The 13,663-nt window shown below is 63.9% G+C and carries 9 protein-coding genes; 4 read left to right on the top strand and 5 right to left on the bottom strand.

Annotation, left to right across the window (positions count from 1 at the left end):
- Nucleotides 1-39 precede the first annotated feature (39 nt).
- Genes J2X57_RS01975 through J2X57_RS01960 form a run of 4 tightly spaced genes read right to left on the bottom strand, consistent with a single transcriptional unit; the run spans nucleotide 40 to nucleotide 7,458 of the window.
- Nucleotides 40-2,028, bottom strand: coding sequence for a DEAD/DEAH box helicase (locus tag J2X57_RS01975; protein WP_309863180.1), 1,989 nt, complete (start codon nucleotides 2,026-2,028; stop codon nucleotides 40-42).
- Complete coding sequence (locus J2X57_RS01970; RefSeq protein WP_309863177.1) at nucleotides 2,021-4,165, bottom strand: hypothetical protein; 2,145 nt, start codon at nucleotides 4,163-4,165, stop codon at nucleotides 2,021-2,023. Before J2X57_RS01970 ends, J2X57_RS01975 begins: the two co-directional genes overlap by 8 nt.
- Nucleotides 4,166-4,168: 3 nt before the next feature.
- Entirely contained in the window at nucleotides 4,169-5,998 is a 1,830-nt protein-coding gene (locus J2X57_RS01965; RefSeq protein WP_309863175.1) for an HlyD family efflux transporter periplasmic adaptor subunit, read from the bottom strand.
- Complete coding sequence (locus tag J2X57_RS01960) at nucleotides 5,995-7,458, bottom strand: TolC family outer membrane protein (protein WP_309863172.1); 1,464 nt, start codon at nucleotides 7,456-7,458, stop codon at nucleotides 5,995-5,997. Before J2X57_RS01960 ends, J2X57_RS01965 begins: the two co-directional genes overlap by 4 nt.
- A gap of 236 nt (nucleotides 7,459-7,694) precedes the next feature.
- Between J2X57_RS01960 and bamE the strand changes: the two genes are divergently transcribed.
- The 4 genes from bamE (at nucleotide 7,695) to J2X57_RS01940 (ending at nucleotide 11,246) form a co-directional block, all read left to right on the top strand.
- Complete coding sequence (bamE, locus tag J2X57_RS01955) at nucleotides 7,695-8,009, top strand: outer membrane protein assembly factor BamE (protein WP_143025845.1); 315 nt, start codon at nucleotides 7,695-7,697, stop codon at nucleotides 8,007-8,009.
- 1 nt (nucleotide 8,010) lies between these two features.
- Nucleotides 8,011-9,177, top strand: a complete 1,167-nt coding sequence (locus tag J2X57_RS01950) for a hypothetical protein (protein WP_309863166.1) — start codon at nucleotides 8,011-8,013, stop codon at nucleotides 9,175-9,177.
- Nucleotides 9,178-9,532: 355 nt separating this feature from the next.
- On the top strand, nucleotides 9,533-10,288 hold the full coding sequence (locus J2X57_RS01945; RefSeq protein WP_309863163.1) for a hypothetical protein: 756 nt from the start codon (nucleotides 9,533-9,535) through the stop codon (nucleotides 10,286-10,288).
- A gap of 190 nt (nucleotides 10,289-10,478) precedes the next feature.
- Entirely contained in the window at nucleotides 10,479-11,246 is a 768-nt protein-coding gene (locus tag J2X57_RS01940; RefSeq protein ID WP_309863161.1) for a hypothetical protein, read from the top strand.
- Nucleotides 11,247-12,241: 995 nt separating this feature from the next.
- Here the strand turns inward: J2X57_RS01940 and J2X57_RS01935 are convergent.
- Complete coding sequence (locus tag J2X57_RS01935; protein WP_309863159.1) at nucleotides 12,242-13,582, bottom strand: hypothetical protein; 1,341 nt, start codon at nucleotides 13,580-13,582, stop codon at nucleotides 12,242-12,244.
- Between the last annotated feature and the right edge of the window lie 81 nt (nucleotides 13,583-13,663).

Here is a 13,663-nt window from a genome sequence, read left to right as displayed (position 1 = left end):
GTCGCTGCCGGCCGGTACCGATGCAACGAGACGGAAGGTCTATCGCCGGCTCTTGCCGACAAAGCCCAGCGCGCGCACCCATTCGGCATCCCTTCGCTGCGTGTCGATGCGTTGCCGACGGTAGTGTTTTTCGGCCCGATCCTGTAACCACGTGACGTAGCGGCGCAGGGCCCGACCACCGCTGCGTTCACGGCGTACGGTTGCCGCCACCAGTCGCCGGACAGCGGCGGGCGCGAAGCGCACGAACAGTTCGTCGTCGACGCTGACCACGGCCTCCGTGGATCCCGGATTGCCTTGCCGTGCGCTACGCCCGAACAGCTGACGATCGACGCGGGCGGACTCATGAAACTCGGTCAGGATGACGTGCAATCCGCCGGCCGCTTCCGCCTCGGGGTCGAGCTTGATGTCGGTGCCGCGACCGGCCATGTTGGTGGCCACCGTGATTTTACCGGGGGCGCCAGCGCGTCCTACCGCCTCGGCCTCGTCCTTGTCCTGCCGCGCATTGAGCACCGCGTGGTCGACACCCTGTTCGGCAAAGATCGCTGCGAGTTTCTCGGACGCTTCCACCGAACGCGTGCCTACCAGTACCGGGCGTCCCTGCGACGCCATCTCGATGGCGCGGCGCGCGACGGCTTGCCAGCGGAGCTCGGCGTTGGCGCAAACGGTATCGCGTAACCGGCGTCGCCGTGTGGGCTTATGCGTGGGAATGCGCGTCACGGTCAGGTCGTAGCTGCTCTTCACTTCGCCGGCGACCTCTTGTGCCGTGCCGGTCATGCCGCCGAGCAGAAGATAACGGCCGAAGAATCGCTGGTAGGTGATCTGCGACAGCGTACGCCGCTGCCCAGTGATCTCGCAGCCTTCCTTGCACTCGATCATCTGGTGCAGGCCGCGCTCCCAGGTGCGGTCGGGCATGACGCGGCCCGTCGACTCATCGACGATCTGCACCTTGCCTTCCGCGAGGATGTAGTGCTGGTCGCGCTGAAAGCCGTGGATGGCGGATAACGCTTTCTGGACGAACTCCTCGCGCCACATCCGTGAGCGCCAGAGCCCGTCCCATTCGGCGGCACGCTGGGTCGCTGCCAGCTTCCCGGCCGCGGTCAGCCAGATGTCGCGATGCTGGGATCGGCGATAGTGGATGCCTTCATCGAGCGAGCCGGCGAGTTCGATCGCACGCGTGTAGACGGTCGGGTCGAGATCGTCCGGCAGTGTCTCGGAGATGATCAACGGCGTGCTCGCCTCATCGATCAGCACGCTGTCCGCCTCGTCGATGATCGCGATATGCAGTCCACGGAGGATCGGCGGTTCGGCGGCACGTCCGCCCGCGAATTCGCGCAGACGCTGCTGTGTACGCGACATGTCACCGAGTGCGATCACATCCTTGAGGTAGTCGAAGGTGAGTTCCTTGTTCGACACGTAGGTGATGTGGCAGGCATACGCGCTGCGGCGGTCGGGAATCGACATATCCTGCAGTACGACGCCGACGGTCAACCCGAGAAAGTCGAAGAGGGAGCGGTTGTGCTCCGCGTCGCGTTCGGCGAGGTAGTCGTTGACAGTGACCACATGGGTCGCCGCACCGGTGATCGCCGCGGAGCAGGCGGCCAGCGTCGCCGCCAGCGTCTTGCCTTCGCCCGTGGACATCTCCGCCAGGCGCCCCTGCAGCAACGTTCGACCCGCCATCAGCTGGACGTCGTGGTGGCGCATGCCGAGGGTGCGCCGGGAGGCCTCGCGAATCAGCGCGAAAGCGGCGGCAAGTCGTTCGTCGGTAAACCCCTGGCCGCGCATACGCTGTGCTTCTTCCGCCAACTGACGTCGCAGCGCATCGTCGTCGAGTGCCCGCGCGGCATCTTCGCGTGCATTGGTCGCATCGATGAATCGTCGGACGGAGCGGCCTTCCAGGCGCGGCAAGCGGGCGAGCCACGCTCGCAGACGACCCTCCCAAACGGAGCGTTTCGGGTCGACGCGTTCGAGATACGGACCGTCGCCAAGCTCGATATCCCGGCCGGCGAGCAAGGCCCGTACATCAGACATCGAAATGACTCAGGAACAGCTGCCGAAGACGGCGCAGCCCCTGCCAGGCCAGTGGTTCGCTGCCGTGTTCGAAGCGCACGTGGGCGCGCTCGCCAAAGCGTGGCCGGGCACCCGAGGGCAGGGCCAGATCGACCACGAAGACGCGCTGCAGGGTCTTCACGCCGTTGGTGTCGTTCGGATTGGTCGCCACCGTGCCGCCCGCGTTGAGCCCCAGTGCCGCGGTGGGGAGTTCATCGACACCACCGGGGAAGGCACGCGTCACTTTCGTGGCCCATGCGTCGCCCAGTGAGCCGGCCAGACGCAGACCCACGCCGGACAAGCGGCTGTGGACCAGGTCGATATCGTCCTGCTGTACGACCGTGCGCACGATCAGCTCACGCTCCTGCAGGACGTAGCCGAGCAGTTCGCCTTGCTTGTAGTAGTGGCCCGGCATGTCTTGTGCCGTGCTTACGATGAGCGTGCCGTCGTCCCCGGCGAAGCCCACCAGCCGGGCCACCTTGGTTTCGCTGCGGGCCAGCGTTTCTTTCGCCTCATCCAGCTGGCGGCCCGAGATAGCGGCCTTGGCAGGATCGGTGAAATGCTCCGCGTCATAGCGTGCCTGGGCTTCATCGCGCTTGGCCCGATCGACCTCCACCTCGGCGCGGAGCTGCGGGTTCTCCAGCGTATAAACGGGCTGGCCGCGATGCACGGTGCTGCCGGGCGCCACGAGCCAGCGCACGAAGAAGCCATTGCCGCCGGCATGCAGCATCGCTTGATCGGGTAGCCAGACCACGCCCAGCGAACGGCTGTACATAGGCAGTGGCAGGCAGAGCGCAAGCAGCGCGACAAAGCCGATCGCACCGATCATCCGGCGCAACGCGCGCTGGCGCACGCGCTGCAGCGAGCCGGCGGACGTCACGTGCTTCCAGCCCTTGCGCAGCGGTGAGCCGATCAGCCCCCAGGCACTCCACAGCGCCATGAGTACGCCGACGAAGAAATACTTGTTGGCGACCGCAAAGATCACCGAAACGGTGACGAAGGTGCGATAGCACCAGGCCAGCGGGGTGTAGAAAAAGAGCCAGCGTTGCTCCGACGGCGTCTCATCCGGACGCACGGCGTCGCTGGAACCGAAGGCGTGGCGATCGAGCAGGTAGGTCCACCAGGTCTGCCCGCGCTGGGCAAGGTTGGGAATCTCGATCAGGTCGGAGAGGATGTAGTAACCGTCGTATCGCAGCAGCGGATTGCCGTTGACCACCAGGGTCGAGACACCGCAGATCACCATCACGTTGAAAGCGACGCCGCGCAGGATGCCCGGCTCAGCAGCCAGCCAGACGTGCAGGGCGAGCGCGGCGAGAAACAGCTCGACCAGCATCCCCGCCGCGGCGACGATGGCCCGCCGGTACTTCGATGGAAAGGCGGAGGACGATGACGCCTCGACGTACGGCACCGGCGCAAAGATAAGGAACATCAGGCCGAGCTCGCGTACCGAGCCACCCCAGCGTTTGGTGGCGAATCCGTGCCCGAGCTCGTGAGCAAGTTTCACTACCGGATAGACTGCAGCCATAACCAGCAGATTGCTGCCGGAGAGCACGCGGTCGGAGAGGTTCTCGGTGAGGTCGTTCCAGTGCTCGCCAGCGAGGAAAAGGGCAGGCAGCACCACAAGAGCCCAGAGCGCGGCGCCCCAGGGGCCGAAGCACCAGCGCACGTAGCGGACGAAGCGGGTGAGGAACCGGTCCGGATTGACCAGCGGAATCTTCAGGCTCATGGGATTGAGCAGCCACTGGCGGATCGTGTCGCTGCGTTTCTTCCGCTGGCGTTCCAGCAGCGAGGCCGAGTCCGGCATGGCATCGGCTTGTAACAGGTCCGCGGCGTGCAGCTGGGTCAGGAGGTCAACGATCTCCGGCTGTGTGCAGGCATCACGCACGTCGGACGCGTTGGCGCGCTCCCACAGTGTCTGGACGGTGGTGCGACCGTCCATGCCGGCGAGAAACGCATAGGCGGACGCCGTGAGCCGGTAGACCCTGCCACCGGTCTGGTCCTGCACGACGTACCACGGGCGACCTCGAAACAGCATGCGCTGCACGCCGGCATACGGCATCAGCCGCGGTTTCAGCTCCGCGACGCTGTGCCAGCTGGCACTGAACGGGGTGCGGGCCATGCGTCAGAGACCCCAGGTCCACGCCTGCAACCGCAGCCAGTCGACCGCGTTGTGCAGCAGCACCCAACCGAGCTTGTGCCTGCCCACTTCGACCTTGGCGACGCCCTCCATACCGGGCAGCAGGCGCTTGTCCGGCGCATCGAGCGTGGCTTCGACGCGATAGAGATTCTTGCCGTCCTTAGCGGTTGCCACTGGCATCACCTTCACCACGTGAATCGCCACCGCACCACCGGCCATGCCGTTGAGCATGAGTTCGCCGCGCTGCGCGTCGCGAATGGGCCCGATGTCACGCTCGTCCACCTCGAGGATGATCCGGTAGCTGTGGAGCGGGGCGATCTCGAACAGCTTCTTGCCGGCTTCGACCGGCGTGCCGGCCTGCTGGGACAAATCACCGGAAACCACCACGCCGTCGTAGGGCGCGCGTACCGTGGCACGTGCGATCTTGTCGTCGAGCAGGTCCTGCTGCGCCTGCGCTTCCGCGAGCTGCGCACCGGTAACGTGGATCGCGCTGAGGTCGTGCTGGGCCATCGCCTCGCGCAGCTTGTTGTCGTACTGGTCGCGCTCGCTGGCCCAGCGGATACGTTCGACACGCAGCTCATGATCGTCGAGTTGCGCGACCGGCTGGCCTTCGCGGACGGTATCGCCGGCGCGGACCAGGCCTTCGGCGAGGAAGCCTTCGAAGGGCGCCGCCGCGACGCGCTGCACTTCACCTTCGGTGACCGTCTTCGCCGAGATCCGGTAATCGACGGGCACCAGCGCGAGGATGAGGCCGAGCACGACGACCAGCGCCGCGATCGCCTTCCAGACGAGGAAGCGCGGGCCCGCGACGGCCGCCCATACGCGCCTTGCCTCGTCACGCATGCGCGCCACCGACCCGCGTTCGGCCAGCATGCGCTGCTCGGTGACGGGTGCGACGAGGTCGGCAAACGTCTCCAGCCATCGGCGCTCGGCCTCAGTAAACGGTGCCTCCCGCTCCAGCGCGATAAGCCCCACGATCCGCTGCTGATGCACCACCGGCAATGTAATCACGTGCAAGCTACCGGTGCGCCGTAGGAGCGCGCCATGCGCGCGAAACCCACCCGCATCCCCCGAAGCCTCCACAATCTGCGCCAGATCAAACGCCTCCGCCATCGCATCCCGATACGCCTGAACCAGCGGCGACGACTTCTCGAACGTCGCCGCCTCGGACAACGCGACCAGTCGCACATCCGCATCGCGCACCAGCCCGACGGCCACGCGCGTCGCGGCGAAACGGCGGCGCAATTCGTTCGTGAGGTCAAACAACGCCTGCTGAAACTTCGTGTGGCGCAACGCGACAGTCAGCGTGTGGACGATGCCCGTGGCACGCTCACCGGCTTCCGTCGCCATGTCCTGGTCGCGCCGGGCCAGCAGGTTAGTCAGCCACGCGCTGCCCCAGTGCACCTCGCGCAACAGCGCGGGCAGGGTGGCGGCATCGTTGGTCATCTCGAAGACGACCGTGCCGGCCACGCGATCGTTGGCCTGCACGGGGATGGCGACGTGACTGTGGCCGACGGGCTCCGTCGCCGGCGCAACCACCACTCGGCGCTCCGCGAGCGCCTTGCCGGCAGCCTCGCTCATGCGCGACATGTCCGCATCGGCGGCCGGCCAGACTGCGACGGGCACGTAGGTCTTGCCGTCGGCGGCTTCGACGAGCACCGCCGCATGACGCAGGCTGACGAATCGCTCGCAGATCAACGCGAGCCATGCGTCGCAGAAGACGTCGGACGATCGCGCGGTGATAAAGCGGTCCCACGCAGGGAGCACGGGCTCGTTGGCCACGGCATCGTTCAGCGGTTCGGGTAGCGCGTTCATGGTTGCGCCTCCGACGCGACGGTGGGGACGGTATCCAGATCGTTGCGTGTCGGGACAAACAGCGCATCGAGCTCGTCGGCATCCGTACCGGTGAGATCGCCCATGGCGGCGCGCAACTTGATGAAGGACACGAGCTGCTGGTAGCTGCCTTTACGGCGGTCCCGGCGTGCAGCCGCCATCTGCTGGCGGGCCGTGAGCACGTCGGCCTCCGTTCGCACACCGTGTTCGCTGCCGCGCGTCGCCAGCGCCAGGGCCTTTCTTGCCGAGCGCAGCGCGACATCGGCCGCCGTGACGTGCGCACGGCCGGACTTCCAGCCAAGGTAGGCGGTCTTCACGTTCATCACGGCCTGCCGTCGCGCGGATTCCAGATCGTCGCGTGCCTTGTCGCGTAGTGCGATGGCTTCGGCGACCTTGGCGTTCTGGGCGCCACCGGCGTACAGCGGGATGTTGAGCTGGAGACCGAAGGTGAACGTGCGAATGCGATAGCCCTGCTGCCCGGGAAAGTTGCCGACGTTCTGGTCGTTGTTGCCGTAAGTGGCCACGATGTCGAGCGTGGGCTGGTGACCGGCGCGCTGTTTCGAAATCTCGGCCTCGGCGGCGGCCAGTGCGGCCGCCGCCGCACGTAGCGACGGGCAGTGTTCGTCGATCTGTTCAACCCAGCGGTCCATGCTGTCGCCGACCAGATCGGGTATCCGCGCGTCTTCACGCAGCCACGGCTGCTCCAGGCCCTCGGCGCTACCAATCCACGGTTCGAGGGCGGCGAGCTTGGTGTCGCGGTCCATGACGGCGGAGACCGCGTCCGCATCGGCCTGTTCGTACTTGGCCTGCGCGTCCTCGGCTTCGGGTATCGACTTGGCGCCCAGCTCCGCGCCCCGCCGGGCGATGTCCCACTGTGCCTTGAGGGCATCGCGCTGCGCGTCGCTGAAGTCGACGACGTCGCGCGCTTCCATCAGGTCGAACCAGCTCGTAGCCAGCTTGGCGTAGAGCTGTTGCTCCGTGTCGGCCATCTGCCAGTTGGCCTGATCGCTCGCGTGGCTCGCCTGGTCCAGCGCGACGCTGTTGGCTTTTCGCCAGAGCGGCTGGTTCAGGCTGAGCTGGCCGGTGTGCGCGTGGTACGTGTCATGCAGCGTCGGCGTGCGATCGTCCATCGTGTTGTAACGCCGGTTGTTGCCGTTGGTACTGGCCGTGATCGAGATCTGCGGCAGCATGGCGCCCAGCGCCTGACGCTGTCTGGCGCGCGCTGCGACGAGGCTGGCGCGGGCCGCGTCATAGCCGGGTTCGTTGTCGTGGGCGAGGGCGAAGAGTTCACCCAGCGACACCACCTGTGCCGGCGTCGTGGCACGGGCAACGGAAGCTGTCAGAAGCAGCAGGCCGAGGATGGGTAAGCCGTAACGCAGCCAACCGCGCGCCAAGCCAACCCGCGCCCCGACCGGAGCGGCCACCAGACCGTGCTTGGACAACCGTTGAACCCGCACCTCAAATCCCTTCGCCAGGCGCAGGGGGAGGCGGCCCGTCTTGAGCCTGACGACGCGACGCCGCGTGTCCGGCAAGGACGGACGCGGATCGGACGTTTTGTGAATTTCCCCCTGTACGGCCGGCATTTTCGCACCCCTAAGGTGGCGTGCCAAGTGCGCCTTCACGACGCTACAATGCCCTACGGTCCGCCGACGGCGCCGACCGGAAACAGGGGAAAACAATGAAACGGATGCTTTGTGCGGTCGCCCTGGCGATCGCGGTCACCGGCTGCCAGACGACCGGTCACAAAATCACGCAGATCGATATCGGCGCGAGCCGGGATCAGGTGGTGGCCACGCTTGGTCGGCCGGATTCGGTGCGGACCATCGGCGATTTCGAAGTCCTGAACTACCTGGACCGGCATCGCACGCGGGTGTCGATGGGCCACACCGACTATGCGGTGGTGCTGCTGGATGGGAAGGTGAGTCAGTTCGGGCCGGGGCAGGTGAGGCGGGATGGGTTGCGGTCGGTGGTGATTGATTCCGGCGCTCGCTGAAGTGACGCGTTTCGTCTGGGTTTTCGTGCTGCTGTGCTTGTTGCCGGTCGTGGTGCAGGCCGCAAATCCCCTGAATGAACCGGAGGGCCTTTGCTCCGTTCTGCAAAGGGAGGTTCCAGACGATGACCTTGGCGCCTATGAAAGGCTTTGGGCGCTTGAGGCCGCGAGTGGCCAGGCCTATGCGCCTGCATTGCGTACATGGATCTGGCGACGCAGCCTGACCGCCATCGATGGCTCACCGCGACCGCCTACGACGGTGAAAGAAGCCATTGAATCACCCATGGCCGATCAGGCAGCGTACCGCAACGCGGCACAGGCCTATCTGACCAAGACGTTTTCCATTCGATTCGGCGTTGACTATGCAACCGGTCGGCCATCGGGTACTACCCGTGAGGCACCGGGCATTTTCACCAGGCGATCTTCAAAGGAAGTGTTCGTGAAGGCGACGGTGCAGAATAAAGGTCCAATAGAGGCCCGCATTCGCATGCGAGTCGCTCATGGAGACGTGGATCTGAGGTGCAATCTCTCACAGGTGAAGGCGGGCATGACGATTCCCGTTTGGTGTGCCACTGCGCTCGGGCACGGCAGCGTAGATCGGCAACTTGCCGGGATCGATGCATTGCTGAACTCACCAGATGGCGTCGTTCCCGAGGCCGAGATTGACATCGGTTCACCCAATCGCCACGTGACGCTGGCGAATGACCCCACCCTCGCCACCGACTGGGAAACGACCCTGAGAGAGGGTGATCCTGCGTTCTCGGTCTATCATCCTCCCACGCCGCCAAGTCAGATCACCACGGAGAGTGGTGCGCCCCGAGCGGCTTGGGCCATGTTGGTCGTGATCGCGATCCTTCTTACGACCGGCGGCACGGCACACTACCGTTCGGCAAACGGCCCCGTCGTCTCGCGTGGATGGTTCGTCGGGTACATGATGCTAGCCGCAGCGGCCGTTGCCCTGCGAGGACTCGATCAGAGTACGGGCGCCTCGATGAGTGGCGTATTGTCCGTGCTGGTCGAGATAGTCGTCGGGCTTCCCTGGTCGATCTCTTTGCTGACGGCGGCTAATCATCTGCCAAATGGGTCGGGTTTTCCTTGGCTCTTCGTCGCTGGGAACGCGGCTCTACTGTTTGTCTTGAGCGCGCCTGGACGTCGGTATAAAGCGAAGTAGCCAGTCGGCTTGACTTTTCACCGAGGGCCGATGAGTCGGCTTGGGCTGCGGCAGGTGAGGCGGGATAAGTTGCGGTCGGTGGTGATTGATTCGGGAGTTCGATGAAGTGAAGCGATTCGTCTGGGTTTTCGTATTGCTGTGCTTGTTGCCGGCGGTGGGGCAGGCCGGCGACCCGTTGAAACAGCAGGAGCCGCTTCACTCCATCCTGCAGTAGAATGTGCCGGATGATGACGTTGGCGCGTACAAGCTCCTTTGGCAGATGTACGACGCAAACGGAGACCTATGGACGCCTTCACTGCGGACGTGGCTGTGGCGACGCGACCTCACTCGTCTGGAAGGTGGCACGCCGCCGTATATGACGGTGGAGCAAGCGATCGACTCCCCGCTCGCCGACAGTGGTGCATACCGCGAGGCTGCGATGGCTTACGTGGCCGAACGGTTCAGCATCCGCCTGGCTGTTGACGGTGTCGCTGGAATCCCGCCTGAGACCGTTCGTTCAGGGGAGGGAATCTACATCAGCCGCACTGGCGACCACGTGTTTGTTGCGGCTGTCGTGACGAATCGCGGATCGTTGGATGCAGAGCTAGGTGCTCGTGTTCAAGTCGACGACGCGTCTTTGTCGTGCGCTCCGGTCCAGATCAGCGCGGGGGGAGAGGCCGGAACGTGGTGCAGGTCTTCTGGCCCTGGCGGCACGGTAGCTGGACAAGTCGCCTACATCGTGGAGGCGCTCAAGCATTTTGATGGCATCGTAAAGCGAGTCGATCTCGCGACCGGGACCCCGACCCGGCATGTCATGGCAGACTCTGGTGCTGACTACGCCCCGTCATGGGAAACGGCGTTGGGCGTCCGGGAGCTCGCAGGCGTGGAGATCGCGAATCGAGTTCGCGCCATCGAAGCGGCCAGGAGCCCGGTACCGACGACAGCCTGGGCCGTACTGGTCGTTACAGCGGCCTTACTGGCGACCGGAGGTGCGGCACATTACAACTCCGCCCATCGCGCCATCCTGCCTCGTGGGCTGTTCGTCGGCTACGTGATACTGGTGGTCGTGGCCCTCTGCGTTGCGGGCCTTGATGAAAGCACGGGAGCGCCGATGAAAGGGTGCTTTCTTTAATGGCTCAGATGGTGGTGGGGTTGCCTTGGTCGCTTTCCTTGCTGTCGCCGAATAATCGATTGCCGAATGGGTCGGGTTTTCCGTGGCTGTTTGCTGCAGGGAATGCGGCGTTGTTGTTTGTTTTTAGTTCGCCTGGGCGCCGGTATGAGGCGGGCTGACGGTTATGTCCGGGATACTGGAGGAGCAACGAATGCCGATACGTGTTTTTTGCCGGCTTTTCAGGCGGGCTGCTTTAGCTATCACGGTCATGACGGTGTTCAGCAGCATCGCGAATGAACGGGTGCCCGATGTCGCTGCGCGCGTTTGTGGTGCCGAAATCATCGAAGCGGTTGCCGGAGAGCTGCGCTTGCCTACCTTCGACCCGGCCTTGTCCTCATGCCGTCGTGATCCGGTCACGTCTGGCACCTCTATTGTCGCCATCGTTAGTCCTGCTGACGACGAGCATTTTAATCTGGACGTGGCTATCTGGGATGTGCGTGCCCGGAAAGTTGTGGCAAAGCGACGAGATCCAGCCTATCTCGTCTCGGATGCTTCCTCCTTGCGGGCGACGGAAGTTGATACGGCGCGCTATCAACTTGCCGCGGACGTTCGTGCGTTTGGTGTTCGCGACGTCCACTACCCCTACAACACGCATTCGAAATGGAGTGAGACGCGCCTGACGATGTTCGTTCGGCGCGGCGAGGCGATTGACAGGATCTTTTCGACCCAGGTTGAGCTTTTAACAGATGGCGGTAGTTCACCTGGGTGCGATGACGCTACGCGTGCGGTCCGCTCGGCGATCACGATCGCGCCGACCGGCGGTCGTGGCTTTAAGGATCTTCTCGTGGTCACACATGACAGTGTTGAATCGGGTGTTCCGGGAAAATCCTGTAAGGCGGCGACGATCGATCGTCAGCGGCTCAAGTATGACGGAGCGACGTATGGATCGTTTTCTGCACCGGGCTACTCACGCCTTTAATCATTCGATGTCGCATTTCACCGAACCTAAATCGATTAAACGCATAGGAGATGCATAGCTTGAGAATCAGGATGGGCGCCATCGCCTTCACTCTTGCACTAGTGCTTTCATTCGTGGCGCACGGCTTTCCCCTGGTCAGTCGCGCCCCGCCTGATCTTCTGGTGGAATGGGAAGGCAGACTTACGGCCGACCAGAGTGCAAGCTATGGCGCGTAAAAAGCTGCATCCAAGGCGTACTTTGAGCAGCGCGCCGCGTTTGAGGACGTTTTGCCAGCTACCCATACACCACCGTGACTCGAGCAAGCAGCGAACAGCGCATCGGAACCGTCCATTGGCACGAGAACCCCGTAGCGTCCGGGTGTGTTCTCGCCATCATCGAAGGCCACGGGCACGCCTAGGTAAAGGGGCCGGAACGGTGGTAGCCGTGAGCGTTATCGCAACACGGTTCGTCTGCTACCGCCGGGAACGGGATGAAGAAAATCGCGAGCGCGAGGGAAAGGCCAGCGACGAAGAAAGGATGTTTCATAGCAAAAGCCTTCCGGGAGCAACGTCGACGCCCCTCGCGCCTGGACCGACCATGCGGATGGCGCTGAAGCCAGCGATCGACACTGGCTGGCGAAGCCATTCCGTGAGGGCCATGACGAAGCCATGTGGCAGAGTGTAGAGGCTGGCGTCGCCTGACGCCCAGATGAGGCCCTTTTCTTCTGGAACCTCTGCCTCGAGTGGTGTACGCCACTGTCTGCCCAGAGATCCGACGTACCTGTGTGTATGTGCGGCATCTGCGAGCACGGGGTGCGCACTCCCCTCTGACCTCCGGTCGGTAGCCCATCCGGCACTGCTTAGGAGAGAACTGAGCATAAGAAGGCGTTGTCGAAATACTAGTTGTCTGCTTCCGAGCTTCATATTTCTCTTGTCTCAGGGGAGCTCCTCAGGCACCAGAGATGTGAGCAGCTGAACGACTCGAATGTGACAACAGGTCCTGTACCTCAGGCTGTTCTATCGATTGCGCCCCCAGATCCATACATGCCCGTCGCGATCGAGTGCGGCGCTGCGGTCACGTCCCGCCGCGATACCCACGATAGGGGGCAGAGAGGGTACCTTCACCGGCACTTCTGAATAGTTCTCGTCGGCACCGAGTTCTTCGCTCGACGCACACTGTCGTGGATCCGTATGTCGGGGAACCATTGCTCCCAATTGCCCCGCGCCGTCATTACCCGTCGCCCAGACCACGCCGTTCTTGTCGAGAAATAGCGCATGTCGGACGCCCGCGCTGACTGCGAGCAGAGACGGCATGCCCTCGATGCGTTGTGGCTGCCTCTGAAACGTCACCTGCGCCGCGAGGGCCTTCGGATCACGCCCGGTGACGCCACATTCGTCGTAACCCCAAGCCCACGGGTGGCCGTCGCGATCGATCGCGAGCACGAAATTCTGGAACATATCGATCAAACGAACAGGCGGAAGCCCCGTGACCTGCATGGGTAGCACATGCGGGGTTTCGTCCAGGCCCATGGCACTCCTTCCTGCGGGTCGGCATAGCGGGGCCATCGGCTCGGCGTGGTAGATTCCGCCTGCAAGAGCCCACGATGTCGAGAGGTTGCCCCAGCCCCACACGCGTCCCTCTTCATCTAGCGCCGCACTGTAGCGACTTCCGGTCGCCACAGCGGTGATCTTCGGCAAGCCAGGCACACGGCCATAACCCCGCGATTCGGGAGAGAACTGCCCCTGGCCGTCGAAGCGGCCCAACTGGCCGCAATCGTTCATTCCCTCGCTCCAGACAGCGCCCTCTCGATCGACGGCGAGCAGATGCTCGTGACTTCGCGACACATCCGTCATGTCCCGTCGAACGTCAGCAATTCGATCCTGGCAGGTTCCGGGCTGCCGACTGCCATGTGGGCACGCATCGTTGACGCGGTCGTTGTACCAGCGGACAACGCGGCCGTCATTAGATAGCCCGATGGCTTCTGAAGCCGACGAGGCGATCTTGTGCATCCGGGTGGACGATGGGTCCTCGTCGCCGGCGTGACGTCCCATATAGACACGCTGCGGTGCGCCCGCGCAGCCCTCGGAGGGCTGCGCGAGATACGACCAGGTACGACCTTCACTGTCGATGGCGACCAGCCAGCCACCCTGGTAGGCGATCGACACGATGTGCTCGAGGGCAGGAACTTTCCAAGGCTCGGTGCGTTCGCGCGGACATGAAGCAACCGAGATTTGTTGCGGCAGGGGCGCGCGTTGAACGTCCTTCGTGTTCGGCCACGGCCCTGCTGCATACAGCCCTAAGCCCGTGATGATAACCAGAGTGAATACGCTCCAGCGCAATTTTGCATTTAATGACACAGGAGGCGCCCCTTCATCGTTCGTTTTCGAGTGCCCGAGATGTGCTCACCTGGCAGTATCCGGGCTAAGCTTGCGCCGCGC

It is taken from the genome of Luteibacter sp. 1214, assembly GCF_031455395.1.
GTDB classification, from domain to species: Bacteria; Pseudomonadota; Gammaproteobacteria; order Xanthomonadales; family Rhodanobacteraceae; genus Luteibacter; species Luteibacter mycovicinus.
Note: the sequence above shows the minus strand (reverse complement) of the source record. Positions and strands in the feature narration are given on the sequence as shown.